At 69.4% G+C, this 15228-nt stretch carries 12 protein-coding genes; 1 reads left to right on the top strand and 11 read right to left on the bottom strand.

Going from position 1 to position 15228, the window contains the following annotated elements:
* The 11 genes from VFE05_04995 to VFE05_04945 all read right to left on the bottom strand — a co-directional run.
* The coding region (locus VFE05_04995) for a hypothetical protein (GenBank protein ID HET6229415.1) at positions 1 to 449 on the bottom strand (449 nt) is incomplete at its 3' end.
* A complete protein-coding gene (locus tag VFE05_04990; GenBank protein HET6229414.1) occupies positions 446 to 2155 on the bottom strand; it encodes an ATP-binding cassette domain-containing protein in 1710 nt (569 codons plus the stop codon). The genes VFE05_04990 and VFE05_04995, both read right to left, overlap by 4 nt.
* Positions 2156 to 2324: 169 nt before the next feature.
* Positions 2325 to 2918, bottom strand: coding sequence for a Uma2 family endonuclease (locus VFE05_04985; GenBank protein HET6229413.1), 594 nt, complete (start codon positions 2916 to 2918; stop codon positions 2325 to 2327).
* Between the two features lie 86 nt (positions 2919 to 3004).
* Positions 3005 to 3787 (bottom strand): methyltransferase domain-containing protein, encoded by a 783-nt coding sequence (locus VFE05_04980; protein HET6229412.1) that lies wholly within the window; start codon positions 3785 to 3787, stop codon positions 3005 to 3007.
* Positions 3784 to 4713, bottom strand: coding sequence for an alpha/beta hydrolase (locus VFE05_04975; GenBank protein HET6229411.1), 930 nt, complete (start codon positions 4711 to 4713; stop codon positions 3784 to 3786). Before VFE05_04975 ends, VFE05_04980 begins: the two co-directional genes overlap by 4 nt.
* A 165-nt stretch (positions 4714 to 4878) precedes the next feature.
* A complete protein-coding gene (gene hutU / locus VFE05_04970; GenBank protein ID HET6229410.1) occupies positions 4879 to 6570 on the bottom strand; it encodes a urocanate hydratase in 1692 nt (563 codons plus the stop codon).
* A 305-nt stretch (positions 6571 to 6875) separates the two neighbouring features.
* Positions 6876 to 10484 (bottom strand): DNA polymerase III subunit alpha, encoded by a 3609-nt coding sequence (dnaE, locus tag VFE05_04965; GenBank protein ID HET6229409.1) that lies wholly within the window; start codon positions 10482 to 10484, stop codon positions 6876 to 6878.
* A gap of 463 nt (positions 10485 to 10947) precedes the next feature.
* Positions 10948 to 11334: a VOC family protein gene (locus VFE05_04960; GenBank protein ID HET6229408.1), complete on the bottom strand. Its 387-nt coding sequence runs from the start codon at positions 11332 to 11334 to the stop codon at positions 10948 to 10950.
* 313 nt (positions 11335 to 11647) lie between these two features.
* On the bottom strand, positions 11648 to 12118 hold the full coding sequence (locus tag VFE05_04955; protein ID HET6229407.1) for a GyrI-like domain-containing protein: 471 nt from the start codon (positions 12116 to 12118) through the stop codon (positions 11648 to 11650).
* A 94-nt stretch (positions 12119 to 12212) separates the two neighbouring features.
* Entirely contained in the window at positions 12213 to 12539 is a 327-nt protein-coding gene (locus VFE05_04950) for a hypothetical protein (GenBank protein ID HET6229406.1), read from the bottom strand.
* Between the two features lie 1112 nt (positions 12540 to 13651).
* A complete protein-coding gene (locus VFE05_04945) occupies positions 13652 to 14299 on the bottom strand; it encodes a dihydrofolate reductase family protein (protein ID HET6229405.1) in 648 nt (215 codons plus the stop codon).
* A 578-nt stretch (positions 14300 to 14877) separates the two neighbouring features.
* Between VFE05_04945 and VFE05_04940 the strand changes: the two genes are divergently transcribed.
* Entirely contained in the window at positions 14878 to 15219 is a 342-nt protein-coding gene (locus VFE05_04940; protein HET6229404.1) for a metalloregulator ArsR/SmtB family transcription factor, read from the top strand.
* The last annotated feature ends 9 nt before the right edge of the window (positions 15220 to 15228 follow it).

The raw sequence follows: 15228 nt of genomic DNA, 5'->3' as shown, positions 1-15228 counted from the left end.
GCCGCCGGCCGGAACGGGCCGATGCGGTCGTGCGCCATGAACGGCATCAGCGAGGCGGCGGCGATGCCCAGCGGGATCCCCAGCGCCAGCACCAGGTTCACCACCAGACCGCCTGCGTACCGGGCGGCCAGGTAGGTAGGCTTCCGCACGCCCGACGTGAAGAAGAGCGGGTGGATGCCGCTTTCGAAGTCGCGGTACACGGCGTTGCCCACCACGGCGGCCGTGACCGGCGCCAGCAGCATGCCCAGCACGGCGATCATCAGCACGATGCGGGCGGGCGAGTTCGCCAGGGCGCGGCTGCTGCCCAGGTCCACGCCCTCCCACGCGCCGCCGTACGCGCACATGAGCATGAACGCCAGCCCGAAGAACGCGCCGAAGTACACCCACGTGGAGATGCGCCGCAGGTAGAACCGCACCTCGAACGCGACGATGCCCGCGAACGTCGTCACCGCCGCTCCTCGCGCTCGTCGATCTCAGCCGCGTCCACGCTTTCCATTCGTCCCACATCAGCCGCCGCGTCGTCGTCCGGCGCAGCCCCGGCCGACGCGTGCTCCGTCGATCCAGTGCCGGGCGACGCAGCCTCAGCCGAAGCATCTTCCGTCGTCGAAGCGTCCGCAGATGGAGCATCGGGAGATGCGACGTCGGCCACCGTCGCGGTCTCCCAAGCGTCGAGCCACGGGAGCGCGAACTGGCCGTCGTCTTCCGCGCTGGCGGCTGCGGGCGGTGCCGCGAGCTCGCTCGGGATCACGTGCGCTGGCCCCGCATCCTCCGTTGGAGGAATCGCCTGGGCCGCGTCCGGCGGGAGGACGGGTGGCGGATCGGCGACGGGTGGGACGACGGGAGCGCGCATCGGCGGATCGGCATCTCCCGGCGCGGCGTTCTGCGCATCTACCGCATCTGCCACGTGCTGCGGGATCGGGAGATGTGCGGCGGCGGCATCCACTGCTTCGCCGGGCGACGGGATCGCAGCATCCGCATCTCCCGATTGCGCTGTTTCGGGAGATGCGGACGCGAGGATGATCTCTTCACGCGGCGGGGCTGCGGGCGTGACAGGAGATGCGGGCGCGGCGACGCTTTCGTCGGATGCACGGTCCTCGGCGTTTTCGTCAGATGCGCTAGGATCGACCGTTTCGGCGGATACGCGAGCATCTACGTTCCCGGCGGATGCGAGGGTGTCGGGCGCGGGGGCGGGTTGCGTGTGGATGGGCAGAATCGCGGCGCGGTCCACGCCTGAGAGCGCGACGATCTCGTCGGGGACGGGCGCGGGCGGGGCGGCAGGCGCGTTGCGGACCACGCCGAGCATGGTGGCGAAGTAGACGTCTTCCAGGTCCGGCTCCACGGCGTCGAACTCCGGGCCGGGCCGTTCCGCCGCGATCACGTGCACGACCGTGCGTCCGGCGAGCAGCTTCGTGGAGATCACGCGGTGCCGTGCCTCCACCGCGGGCAGGTCCGCCTTGTCCACCGTGCGGCGCCACACGCGGCCGCGCAGCCGCTCCACCGCCACCAGCGGCTCCGCCTCCAGCAAGATGCGCCCGCGGTTGATGATCGCCATCCGCGAGCACAGCTCGCTCACGTCCTCCACGATGTGCGTGGAGAGGATCACGACGGCGTTCTCGCCCAGCTCGCTCAGCAGGTTCAGGAACCGCACGCGCTCCGCCGGGTCCAGCCCCGCGGTCGGCTCGTCGACGATGATGAGCCTTGGGTTGCCGATGAGCGCCACCGCGATCCCGAACCGCTGCCGCATCCCCCCGCTGAAGCCGCCCACCTTCTTCTTGCGCGCGTCGTACAGGTTCGTCTGCTCCAGCAACGCGCGCACGGTCTCGCGCCGCTGCCGCACGTTCGCGATGCCCTTGAGCAGCGCGAAGTGCTCGAGCAGCTCCTCGGCCTCCACCTTGGGGTAGAGGCCGAACTCCTGGGGCAGGTAGCCCAGCATGGACCGCACCTCGTCCTTCTGCCGCAGCACGTCCGTCTCGCCCAGCGTAACGCTGCCCGAATCCGCCTCCTGCAGCGTGGCGAGGATGCGCATGAGCGTGCTCTTCCCCGCCCCGTTGGGCCCCAGCAGCCCGAACATGCCGCGCGGGATCACCAGCGACACGTCGTTCAGCGCCTGGAGGCTGCCGTACGTCTTCGAGAGGTTGCGGATCGTGAGGTCCATGCGGCCGGCGACGGGGCGGGAGGAGGATGTGGAGCGGAGATAATACGCGCAGAAGTCCGCCGCGGTCTACGGCGCACCGTAGCCGCGGGCGGGAAGGCGTGCTTCAGGCTGCTCGGGAGATGTACGGCCGGAGGTGCCGCGAGAACGGGAATGCGGTGCCGCGCGTGGGTCAGATGGAGGTGAGCCCGTCAGCGGGGAAGCTCACGAACTGGTAGATATCCCTGACGGCCAGCGAGCATCCGACGGACTCGAGCGCGAGCGTTCCTTCGGGATCTTCCACCGCGTCGAAACGCCAGTGATCGCCGTCACGCACGAATCGCTCGACGCGCATTGTAGTCTGCGACACCAGAACGTATTCCCGCAGAGACTCCAAGCGCCGGTAATGAGCGAACTTCTCGCCGCGGTCGTACTTCTCGGTCGAATCCGACAGCACTTCCACGATCAGCACTGGATTGACCAGCGTATCGACATACGCGTCAGCCCACTCGGCCGGACCACATACGGCGACCACGTCAGGGTACGTGTACATGCCGGTGGTGTTCACCTGCACGCGCATCTCGTTGGCGTAGGCCGCGCACCCGCGTTTGCGAACGTCGAGCCGGAGCAGCCCGAAGATGTTGCCGGCAATGACGATGTGCGACTCGCTGGCCCCGCTCATCGCGAAGATGTGCCCGTTCACGTACTCGTGCTTGCCGTCCGTGGACGCACGTTCCAGCGCCAGGTACTCCTCGGGAGTGTAGCGGCGTTGCGCGAGGGAAGACATCGGTCCGGCTCCTGAGATGTGGATGTGCTCGCGAGTGGCTTGACCGCATCAACCGAGCCGGTCGCGATCCCGACGGCAAGATCGTTTTACGGTTTCCGGCCCGTCACCATGAGCATGGTGGTGAGGGCGAAGAAGTCGCCGGCGTCGTCCATGGCGCGCCAGGTCTCGTCCAGCCGCGCGAGCTCGGCGGCGGTGAGGGCGCCGGTGCGGAGGGCGGCGTCCACGGCCATCTCCATGCGCGAGAGCAGGCTGAAGAAGCCGTAGTCGGTGATGACCAGCGGCACCGGGTCCACACGCACGTCCGCCAGCCCGGCACGGCGCGCGAGGCCGAAGAGCCGCCGGCCGGAGTAGCCGTTGGCGAGGCACGTCTCCGCCAGCACGCGCGCGAACCGGCGCTCCAGGTCCACCTCTGGGCTGTCCACCGTGCGCGTGCCCCAGTCGGTGTCCATCACCACCACGTAGCCCTCGGCGCGGGTCACGCGCACCATTTCCGCAAGCACGCGCTCCGGCTCGCCCAGGTGCAGGAAGAGCCGCTCGCTGCGCACCCCGTCGAAGCAGCCGTCCGCGAACGGGAGCGCCGCTGCGTCCGCCAGCTGGTGCTCCACGAAGTCGTCCACGCCCACGATCTCCGCGCGACGGTTGGCCTCGGCGATCATCTCCGGGTCGCGGTCCACGCCCACCACGCGGCCGGTGGGGCCCACCAGCTCCGCCATGTGCAGCGTGTCGGTGCCGGGGCCGCAGCCCACGTCCAGCGCCGTCTCGCCGGGCGTGAGGCTCATGCGCTCGTAGCTGAGCCGCTTGCCGCTCTCCGCGAGACGCGCCGCGGCGTCCAGGTAGGCGGGGTCTACGTAGCCGGTTCCTGTGGTCACGTGGCCGCGTGGTCGAGGGGGGAGAGGAACGCGCGGATCTCGGCTGCCGTCCGCTCGCGCTGGCTGAGGAAGAAGAAGTGCCCGCCCGGCATCTCCAGCACGCGCCCGCCCGGCGCCTCGCGGCGGAAGCGCTCCACCGCGGCGGCCCGCCAGGGCGCGCGCACCGTGCGAATGTACGCCTCCGCCTTCCCGCGCTTCTCGGCGTCGGCCGCATCCAGCCAGGGATACTGCGTCTCTACCGTGTCCGTGGCGACGAGCGCCAGGGCCGGGCAGCGAAGGCCGGCGTAGGGCTGGGGATGCGCGGCCACCTCGCCGAACAGCGAGGCCATCGCCATCGACCGCTCCATCAGCTCGGCCGCGGGGGGGCGGGTGGCGAGGTCGGCTTCCAGCGCGCCGCACCAGAAGCCGGGCACGTGGCGGCGCATCCACTCGCGCTCCGCCGCAGTGTCGCCGGAGCGCGGGCGGGGAGGCGCGGGATACGGGTTCCGGACCTGCACGTCCAGGTAGCCGGCGTAGTCCGTCACCGCGTCCAGGTAGATCATCGCGCGGACGCGGTCCGGGTGGTCCGCCGCGAAGCGCGTGGCCCACGCGCCCGCCGCGGAGTGCGCCGCCAGCACCGCGCGCCCGATCCCCAGCTCGTCCATCGCCCCGCGCAGGTCGGCGGCGAACGCATCCACCGTGTAGCCGTGCTCCGGCGCGTCCGACTCGCCGTGGCTGCGCGCGGTGAGGGCGACCACGCGATACTCGCCCGCGAACTCCGGCGCGATCTCGCGGAAGACGTGCGCGCTCTGCCCCAGGCCGGGCAGGAAGACGAGCGGCGGCCCGTCTCCGCCCCAGTCCAGCGCGTGCAGCCGCACCCCGCCACATCCCACGAACCGCGTCCGCGGCTCGAGCCCCGTCGCCGGTCCCGCATCTCCCGTGGTCACGTCCTCATCTCCCATCCGCCGAAGAGCAGAAGCGTGGATACGGTTCGAATGACGGTAGATGCGATGAAGGGCCGTGCATCTCCCGCCCGATCCGGCGGTGTGCGCGTGGGACTTCGTGCTCGCGGCGGAGACCGAAACGCGAGCAGCCGGCCATCTCCCGCACCGCTACGCCGCCCCGAAGTCGGTCGCCGTGTCGCGCATGGGGATGCGGAGGCCCTGGTCGCGCGCGGTGTCGATGGCCGTCTCGTAGCCCGCGTCGGCGTGGCGGATCACGCCCATGCCGGGGTCGTTGGTGAGCACGCGCTCCAGCCGCTCGCGCATCTCGGGCGTCCCGTCCGCCACGATGACCTGGCCGGCGTGCAGCGAGTTGCCGATGCCGACGCCGCCGCCGTGGTGGAACGAGACCCAGCTCGCCCCGCTCGCCACGTTTACCAGCGCGTTGAGGATCGGCCAGTCGGCGATGGCGTCGCTGCCGTCGCGCATCGATTCCGTCTCGCGGAAGGGCGATGCGACGGAGCCGGTGTCCAGGTGGTCGCGTCCGATCACGATGGGCGCGCTCAGCTCCCCGCTCGCCACCAGGTCGTTGAGCGCGACGCCGAACTTCGCCCGCTCCCCCTGCCCCAGCCAGCAGATGCGCGCCGGGAGCCCCTGGAACTCCACGCGTTCCTGGGCTTTCTCGATCCAGCGGCGCAGGTGCTCGTCTTCGGGGAACAGCTCCAGCACCAGATCGTCGGTGCGGCGGATGTCGGCCGGGTCGCCGGAGAGCGCCACCCAGCGGAACGGGCCCTTGCCCTCGCAGAACAGGTTGCGCACGTACGCCGGCACGAAGCCGGGGAAGGCGAACGCGTCCGCGAAGCCGGCGTCCAGCGCCTGCGTGCGGAGGTTGTTGCCGTAGTCGAAGGTCACGGCACCGCGCGACTGCATGGTCACCATCGCCTCGCAGTGGGCGCGCATGGAGGCCATGGACCGGCGCTGGTACTCCGCCGGGTCGGCGGCGCGTAGGGCGTCCGCCTCCTCGAGCGAGAGGCCGGCGGGGACGTAGCCGACCAGCGCGTCGTGGGCGCTGGTCTGGTCGGTCAGCGCGTCGGGGGTGACGCCGCGGCGCACCAGCTCCGGCAGCACCTCCGCGCAGTTGCCGACCAGGCCGACGGACAGGGCCTCGCCACGGTCGCGCGCCTCAAGCGTCCAGCGCAGCGCCTCGTCCAGGTCGTGCGTCATGCGGTCGCAGTACCGCGTGCCGATGCGGCGCTGGATGCGCGACGGGTCCACGTCCACGCACAGCACGGCGCCGTCGTTCATCGTCACCGCCAGCGGCTGCGCGCCGCCCATGCCGCCCATGCCGCCGGTGAGCGTCCACGTCCCCCGCAGGCTCCCTCCGAAGTGCTGCCGCGCGACCTCGCCGAACGTCTCGTACGTGCCCTGCAAAATCCCCTGCGTGCCGATGTAGATCCAGGATCCGGCCGTCATCTGGCCGTACATGGTCAGCCCCTGCCGCTCCAGGTCGCGGAAGGTCTCCCAGTTGGCCCAGCGCGGCACCAGGTTGCTGTTGGCGATGAGCACGCGCGGCGCGTGGCGGTGCGTGCGGAACACGGCGACGGGCTTGCCGGACTGGACGATCATCGTCTCGTCGTCGGCCAGGGTGCGCAGCGTGGCGACCATGGCGTCGAACGCCTCCCAGCTCCGCGCGGCGCGGCCGGTGCCGCCGTAGACCACCAGGTCGTCGGGGCGCTCGGCCACGTCGGGGTCCAGGTTGTTCATCAGCATCCGCAGCGCGGCCTCCTGCTGCCACCCGCGGCAGGAGATCTCGGACCCGCGCGGCGCGCGGACGGTGCGTGGCCCTGCGATCGTGGCGGTCATTCGTGCTGCTCCGGTGGAAGCCGTGCCCGGCGGATGGATTGTAGGCGGCCCGATTCTCGATCAGGTGAATTCTACGTCGAGTGCGCACTGATGAAAACCGCCCTGGAGGAAACCCGAGGCGGCAAGCAGGGCGAGCGCCGGGGCAGGGTTGGATTATCTGCCACCTCTGCGGAGGTGCGCGACCGCGGGCCAAGCGTACCTACGACGTCCCCAGCCACCTTTGGATCAGATGAAACAAAGGCGGGGAACGGCTCCACCATCCACCGTTCCCCGCTCTGTTTGACCGACTTACATCGCCGACGGCTCTACCCCCGCGTCAGGCTCACGCGTTCATCCCCCAGCAGCTCGCGGAGCTCGCGGAGCAGGCCATCGCCCGGGGAGACGCGCAGCTTGGAGCGGAGGCGGGCGACGTCGGCCGCGCCGTCCTGGCCGCCGCTGCGCCAGACGACGTAGAGCGGACCGGGGCCGGGGTGCCGCTCGAAGATGCGCTTGGCGGCGGCGACCACCGACGGGTCGGAGTCGCGCGGGGACAGCTCCAGCGCCACGCCCACGTCGCCCGTCTCGCGCAGGTCTGCGAGGGCCACGGCGCTGTCCAGGAAGATGGGCGGGTCCTCCTCGTCGCGCTCGCGGCCGCTGACCGCGCCGCGGATGAGCACGGGCGCGTCCTGCTTCAGCACGTCCTTGAACTTGCCCCACGAGTCGCCGAACGCGAGCACCGTGGCCGTGCCGTGGAAGTCCTCCACGGTGATGCGGCCCCACTCCGACGCGTCGCGTTTGCTGATCTGCCGCGCCGCCTCGGTAACCACGCACGCCAGCTCCACCTTGCTGTCGCGGCAGGCCTTGAGCGTCGCGGTCGTCACCTTGGGCTCGAACAGCCCCACCTCGTCGCGGAAGTTGTTGAGGGGGTGGCCGGAGATGAAGAAGCCCAGGATCTCCTTCTCGCGCGCCAGCCGCTCCGTCTCGCTCCACTTGGCCACCTGCGGCAGCGCGGGCGCCTGCACCAGCGTGGACGTACCGCCCTCGCCGCCCCCCAGGATGGCGTCGAAGAAGTTCTCCTGGCTGCTCTCGGCTTCCTTCTGCACCGTCTGCGCGACCGCGAACGTCGTGTCCAGCCCGGCGAGCAGCTGGTTGCGCCCGCCGTTGGCCGCGAAGCCGTCGAGCGCGCCTGCGCAGATCAGCGCCTCCAGCACGCGCTTGTTGCACAGCCGCAGGTCGATGCGGCACAGCAGGTCGAACATCGACTCGAACGGGCCCTCGGCCTCGCGAGCGGCCAGAATGGAGCGCACGGCGCCCTCGCCCACGCCGCGGATGGCGCCCAGGCCGAAGCGGATGCTGCCCACGCCCTCGCCCACCACGGTGAACTTCCAGTTGGACTCATTCACGTGCGGCGGCAGCACCTCCACGCCCTCGCGGCCCACGCGCGGCAGGTACTTGCCCATCTCGCGGCACTGGGCGATGTAGCTCACCACGTCGTCGATCTTGTCGACCACGCTGCTCATGAGCGCGGCCATGAACTCCGCCGGGTAGTGGCACTTGAGCCACGCCGTCTGGTACGCCAGCAGCCCGTACGCGGCCGAGTGCGACTTGTTGAAGCCGTAGCGCCCGAACGCCTCGATCTGCTCGGCCAGCTCGGTCACCAGCTGCTTGTCGTGCCCCTTGGCGACGGCGCCGGAGATGAAGCCGCCCAGCTCCTTCTTGATCAGCTCCGCGTCCTTCTTGCCCACCGCCTTGCGCAGCACGTCGGCCTGCGCCAGCGAGAAGCCGCCCAGGATCTGGGCGATGCGCATGACCTGCTCCTGGTACACGATCACGCCGTAGGTGGGCTCCAGCGTCTCCGCCAGGTCGGGATGCGCGTAACGCACCGGCTCCTGCCCCAGCTTGCGGCGGATGTACACCATGTCCATGCCCATGTCCAGCGGGCCGGGCCGCAGCAGGGCGTTGGCGGCGATCAGGTCGTCGAAGCGGTCGGCCTTCATCTGCCGCAGCTTCTCGGTCGCCAGCGAGCTTTCGAACTGGAAGACGCCCGCGGTGCCGCCGCGCGCCAGCATCTTGTAGACCTCGGGGTCATCCAGCGGGATGTCCTCGGCCCGCTTGAACACCACGCCGGTCGCGGGGTGGCGGAGCGCGCCGTGGCGGGCGCGGATGGCGTTGACCGCGTCGAAGATCACGGTCAGCGTCTTGAGCCCCAGGAAGTCCATCTTCAGCATGCCCGCCTTCTCCAGGCAGGTCATGTCGTACTGGGTCACGATGATGCTCTCGCCGCCGCCGCTGCCGCTGCCCTTGGTGCTCTGGGTGCAGATGGGCACGTACTCGTCCAGCGGCCCGGGCGCGATCACCACGCCGGCCGCGTGCACGCTGCTGTGGCGGGCCAGGCCCTCCAGCGTGCTGGAGTAGTCCATGAGCTGCCGGTAGCGGTCGTCCTTCTCGTACAGCTCCTTCACGTCCGGGATCTGCTTGCGCGCCTCTTCCACGGTGAGCGAGTACGCCGGGGCGTTGGGGATCAGCTTCGCCAGGCGGTCCGTCTCGGCCGGCAGGAAGCCGAGCGTGCGGCCCACGTCCTTGATCACGGCGCGGCTCTTCATCGTCCCAAAGGTGATGATCTGGCCCACCGCGTCGCGGCCGTACTTCTCGCGCACGTACTCGATCACCTCGCCGCGCCGCTCGAAGCAGAAGTCCACGTCGATGTCGGGCATCGACACGCGCTCGGGGTTCAGGAAGCGCTCGAACAGCAGGTCGAAGTCGATGGGGCAGATGTCGGTGATGCCCGTGCAGTACGCCACGATGCTGCCGGCGGCCGAGCCGCGGCCCGGGCCCACGGGGATGCCGTGGTCGCGCGCCCACTTGATGAAGTCGGCCGTGATCAGGAAGTAGCCGGAGTAGTCCAGCTTGGGGTTGGCGATGACGCTCAGCTCGTACTCGGCGCGCTCCACGATGTGCTGCGGCAGCACCGCCTTCGGATCCGCGTCGGCCGGCGTGCCCTCGGGCCCGTACCGCTCGATGGCGCCGCGCCAAACCCAGTCGGTCAGCATCTCCGCCTCCGTCCTGAAGCCCTGCTCGGCGACGGGGAAGGCGGGGACGAAGTAGCCCTTGGGATAGCTCCAGTTGCACTCGTCGGCGATGCGCAGCGTGTTCTCCAGCACGTCGGGGCGGCCGGGGAAGCGGTCGCGCATCTCGTCGGTGTTCTTGAAGTAGAGCTGCCCGTCGTACTTCATCCGGTTGGGGTCGCTGAAGTCCTTCCCCAGGCCGATGCACAGCAGCACGTCGTGCGCGGAGTGGTCGCCGGCGCGCAGAAAGTGCGCGTCGTTGGTGGCGACCACGGGCGCGCCGGCCTCCTCCGCCAGCTTGAAGATGCGGCGGTTCAGCTCGCTCTGGCCGTCGGAGTCGTGGCCCTGGACCTCCAGGTAGTAGCTGTCGCGGAAGGTCTCCTGGTGCCAGGCCACAGCTTCGCGCGCCTGGTCCCAGCGGTCCTCCATCAGGTGCTGCGCCACCTCGCCCGCCAGGCAGGCGCTGGAGACGATGAGCCCTTCGCTGTACTTCGCCAGCACCTCGCGGTCGATGCGGGGCTTGCTGTAGAACCCCTCGGTGTACCCGATGGAGGTGAGCTTCGCCAGGTTCTTGTAGCCCGTCAGGTCGCGCGCGAGGAGCACCAGGTGGTAGTAGCCCTTCTCGCCCTTCACCTTGCCGCGGTCGTGGCGGCTGCCCGGCGCCACGTACGCCTCCATGCCCACGATGGGCTTGATGCCCGCCTTCTTCGCCTGCTCCTGGAAGAGCCACGCGCCGAACATGCAGCCGTGGTCGGTGAGCGCCAGCGCCGGCTGCTCGAACTCCTGCGCGCGCTTGATCAGGTCGCCGATGCGGTTGGCACCGTCCAGCAGCGAGTACTCGGAATGGCAGTGCAGATGTACGAACGACATTCGGCTCGCGGTCTAGCGGGAGATGGGCGGCTGGGCGGGCAAGTGCCTGCGGCAGATACACTTGAAGCGCGGCTTCCGGTCCCCGCACGCGTCTGGAGACGGGCGTGGACCGGCTGTGAATATCGCGCGCCGGGGTGCCCCGCGGAAGGGGCGGACACCCCTCCGCGCGGGATACGCCGCCCCTCGCGCGTCGGGACTGGCAGGCGGCCGGAAGTCCTCCCGCCGCTCCCATACAGCCCGCGCTCGGCTCGGGGCGGTGCTTCGTACCGCACCACTCGAGGACCGTCCCGCTCCCCTACCTTTCGCCGCCGTCGATCTCCCACATGCCCCCTGCCCGTCATCGCGCGCCGCACGTGCGTGCGAGGCCCGGCGTTCGAGATAAGCCGCCCGCCGAGGGCGTCGCCGGGCGGGCCAGCCCGACGACGCTACGGCCGAAGATCGGTGTCGAAGCCGGCCGGTCTGGTCATTGGCCTGCGGGCGGTTCCCAAAGCTCCACCTTGTTTCCTTCGGGATCCATGACCCAGCCGAACTTTCCGTACTCGGAATCGTCGACCTTCTCGAGGACGTTGCAGCCTTCTTCGCGTAAAGCTGCGAGCAGGGCGCGGAGATCCGCCACCCGGTAGTTGACCATGAAAGGCGCAGTGCTGGGCGCGAACTGGTCGCTTTCCTCCGAAGCGATGAGCCAGGCGGTGGTCCCGCCAACCGGCTTACCTTCACCGTCGGTCCAATCGAAAGCCGCGCCGCCCCATGCTTGGACGTCGATTCCGAGGTGCCGCTTGTACCACGCGTGTAGCGCCGGAGCGTCCTTGGCTTTGAAGAAGATGCCGCCGATGCCAGTGACTCGCTTCATAGAATTCCGAGGGTGGGCGGTGGTCAGGGAGAGTGTGCCTTCTGCGGACTAACGGCACCAGGGTCGGGGGTGCGAGGCCGGCGCGCAAGCCTCTCGCTCACGAATCATGGACGCCCCGCATCCCCTGCAGCCGATTGTTCGGCGGCGATCATGGGCGGAGTTCCAGTTGTCAGGTGTATCATCTTCGGCGGGAGTTGCCAGCTGCTCGAGTCGGTCTGCCAGCGAAATCAGCTGGATTCCACGTTCGCGAGCCAACAGCGCGAAGGCTTGGATTCACCCGATGGCGGTTCACGGAAGCTTACCCGCGCCCGGCCTACCGTGCGAGGAGGTAATAGACGTCCGTCCGCGGCGGCCCCTCGCTTGGATTCCAGTGGCCGTAGACTTCCCAGCGCGGCCCCGCCGGCTCGCGCCCGTTCGCCTGGCACCAGGCGATCACCGCCGCGTGCGCCTCGCCGAGCCGCCCGTAGTCGCCCCAGTGGGTCGTCGTGGCGACCTCGCCGGTGGGTAGCTCGGCATACTGCACCGGACCGGCCGGGGGGAACGGCGCCGTGACGCCCACGCCGAAGTCGACCTCCACCTCGTCGTCTGGGCCGCTGCCGCGGTAGACAAAGACGTTCTGGCCGTCGAGATGCACCGCGCCGTAGCGCGCCGCGGCGTAGACCTGATCCAGGTACCCGGCGAACACCGCAGCGACGCGCCGCGCGGGAAGCCGAGTGCGCACGGCGGCGATGCCCCGGGTCGCCGCGGTCTGGACTGAGACGGTGTGACCCACGGACGTTTCCATGAGGCCTCCGATATAGCAGGGGTCGCGTCGATCGGAATGCTTCCTACCAGGCGCCTGCAACGCTTCGTGAGGCGCCTTGCACGCCACGACGGCGTCACGTCTGACGGGCGAGGAGAAAAAACACGCCGCCCCAGGTGATGTACGCGCGCGTCGGGCTTACCCTGAGCAGGACGGAACCCGGCGCCGTCCACGTGGCCCCGCCGCACGTAACGTCGGTCAACACGAGACGTCCGTGCGGGGCGAGCCCGAGGTCGGCCGGAGCGATGCGGAAGTCGATATCGAGGAGACTATCGGCGTCCACGGCGCGGGACGTATAGTGCGGCCCGCGGCACGTGTCGCGGCCGACTGCGGCGACGTCACGTTCGTATAGCACCGCACGGCCGCGCCACGCATGCCGCTCCTCATCCTCCATGGCGCTCACGCCGGGCGCCGTCTCGCTGATGACAATCCAGCGCCCTGTCGGGTCGCCGACCGCGGCCGCGAGGTGGGCCGGCGCCGAGGAGCCGACGGCCTCGGCGGGATCCGCACGCCGAGCGGCCGGTGCCCCGCGGCTACACGCTGCGAGGAATGCGGTCACTACGCATAGAGACGCGGGAGCCCGCATCAGCATCTACCTGGCAGGAAGCATGTAGCCGCCTAACGCCCCCAAGTTGAGGGGAAGTCAGCGCGTGCAAGGTCGCAGGTCGGAGCGGAGCTGTCCAAGCGATGTCGGCCGGACAATCGGCGACGTAGCTGGCTTTTCTCCTTCAACGCCTCGTTGGGCCGCGCAAAGCACAGCATTGCCAAGCGGTTGCGTGGCGCCGGACGATCCGGAGCAGGCCGAACCCAGAGGCGACGCCGGCTACCTTGAGACGAGCGCGCCGGAGGGAGATCGGATCTCGGTGCGTGATCGCCGCCGTGCGACTCATAAGTAGCGTCCCGCCATCCGTGCGCAAAGGCGCCGACCGTGGAGGCCAAAACGGCGACGTCGGCGAAGAACGCACAGTGGGGCATGGCGCGCGGGACTACGTCGCCCAGGCGGCCAAGCCGCGACGCGTCAGACGCGTGATCGGGCATCAGGCCGGATGGGTCTCGCGAAACAGCGGCTCAACCTTGCAGGTCGTGGGGTTGCGGAGCAGCTTGCGTGCTGCCTCGAAATTTGATCTCGCGCAAGTATTTGGGGGGAATCTCGCCGGTCCAGGCCATTCGCAGCCAAATCAAGGATCCAGCAAGAGCGGCACCCTTGAGCAAGAGTATAAATGGATCGGTCCAACCAGGCAGGAGCTTGATACCCCAGAGCGAGGCGAGAACAAGCCCCGCAATGACGATTCGAAATCGCGTTGGAATTGTTGATGGCATACTCGGCGTCGGATAAGTGAGAAGGACCGGCGACGTGCAGAAGCGACGGCAACGCGGCCTAACGACACAAGGGTCAGAGGTGCGGGGCCGTCGCGCAAGCCTTTCGTCGGCGACAACTTGGACAGCCCCATATTCCCTGCAGCCGATAGTTTGGCGGAGCCGGGCGCCGGGGCCGGGCCGGACGCCGCGGCGCGGTCACGCACGCCGGCGGATGAAGAAGTGGGTCGCGCGCTCGCCGACGACCGTCTCCGCGCACTCGTAGCCAAGCGCGCGGAGGTCGATGCCCCCCAGCAGGTGTTCCCCGGCCCCCAGGAGCACCGGCCGGATTGCGAGGTGCAGCTCGTCGACCAGCCCCGCCTGCAGGTACTGCCGGACGGTGGCCACCCCGCCGCCGAGCCGGACGTCGCGCCCGGCCGCCGCCTCGGTCGCCTGCTCCAGCGCGGCGTGGATGCCGCCGGTGACGAAGTGGAACACGGTGCCGCCGGCCATCTCGAGCGGTGCACGGGGGTGGTGCGTCAGCACGAAGGTGGGGACGTGGTACGGCGGGTCGTCGCCCCACCAGCCCCGCCAGCTCTCGTCGGGCCACGGCCCGCGCACGGGGCCGAACATGTTTCGGCCCAGGATCCAGGCGCCGAAGCTCCCAAACCCGCGCTGGGCGACCTTGTCGTCGACCCCGGTTTCGCCCCCGGACTCGCCGTGCATCTCGCGCCACGTGCGCGAGTGGAAGACCCACTCCATCAGCTCCGGGCCGTGGACGCCGAGGGGGTTCTGGAGGCTCTGGTCGGGGCCGGCGCTGAACCCGTCGAGCGACATCGAGAAGCTGTGGACGCACAGTCTGGACATGAGATGTGTTGGCAGGTGGCTGGTAGCGTGATCGGGTGGTGCGCCGCCGATGGATCAAGGGTCGGGGGTGCGAAGCCGGCGCGCAAGCCCTCGTCGGCGAGAGCATGGACGACCCGCATCCCCCGGCAGCCGATTGTCTGGCTCGGTGAATCAGGCCGCTCCCAAGCTGCGAGCGATGGCGGGCCCCTCGGTGTTCATGCGCAGGTAAGGGCCGCGAGTTTCACCACCTTGGTACACAACGATCTTCTCGCCTTCGGAAAAGCACCCCCTGCCTCGCGCTGCGGGCACGATCACCACCTACGCGCGCGAGCTCGCGGGCGAGGAAGGCGCCGAGTCCGGGTCCGGGAGCGTGGGCCCGTAGGCCTGCGTGAACAGGGGCGTGGTGGTGGCGGCGAGCCGGCGGCCTCGTCGGGTCCGCACACCCAAGTCGTGAACCCTCAACGTCTTGATCGGTCTTGGCTCCGCGTGAGCGGGTGCCCGTTTGAAGATCACCAATACTTAGGCATTTACAAAAGTGTTGTGTTGTTGTACAATCCCCCTGTCCGATCGGATCACCCGGCGATCTGGAGGTGTGGGAGATGGTTCAATTCGCAGACGTCGACGAGGTCTTGCACGCCTTGTCCAACCCCACTCGGCGAAAAGTCGTGGAGCGGCTCTCAGGCGGTCCCGCCACCGTCGGCGAACTGGCGGCGCCGTTCGACATGCAGCTCCCGTCGTTCGTGCAGCACCTCTCGGTGCTCGAACGAAGCCGGCTGGTCACGTCCAAGAAGCGCGGGCGGGTGCGAACGTACGAGCTCGCGCCCGAACGCTTCAAGGTCGTGGAAGACTGGCTGACCGAGCGGCGCAAGCTGTGGGAGGCACGGCTGGACCGGTTCGACGAATACGTCAAACAACTCAAGGAGAAGGAGTCAGAATCATGAGCACGCACA

The sequence above is a fragment of the Longimicrobiaceae bacterium genome, from assembly GCA_035696245.1.
GTDB lineage: Bacteria > Gemmatimonadota > Gemmatimonadetes > Longimicrobiales > Longimicrobiaceae > DASRQW01.
The sequence above is the reverse complement of the archived record's forward strand: the minus strand, read 5'-3'. Positions and strand labels throughout refer to the sequence as shown.